1 pseudogene is annotated in these 203 nt (G+C 76.4%); it reads left to right on the top strand.

The window, feature by feature from the left end:
- Positions 1-203, top strand: a pseudogene (locus SM757_RS35490) (hypothetical protein); the annotation flags it as partial.

Below are 203 nucleotides of genomic sequence, written 5' to 3'. Positions count from 1 at the left end.
ACGCTCACCGCTGCGGAGCTGCCCAACCTGGGCTACCTGGTGCTGCGCGGTCGCGCGGACGACGTGGCCTTCATGAGCGGCGTGGCCGGCGTGCTGGGCGCGCCGCTGCCCACGCGCCCGCGCTCGGTGCTGCGCTGCGCCGCGGGCGTGGTGCTGTGGCAGTCGCCCGACGAGTGGTGGCTGCTGTGCGCGCGCAACCAGCG

It is taken from the genome of Azohydromonas lata, assembly GCF_034427735.1.
GTDB classification, from domain to species: domain Bacteria; phylum Pseudomonadota; class Gammaproteobacteria; order Burkholderiales; family Burkholderiaceae_C; genus Azohydromonas; species Azohydromonas lata.
The sequence above is the reverse complement of the archived record's forward strand: the minus strand, read 5'-3'. Positions and strand labels throughout refer to the sequence as shown.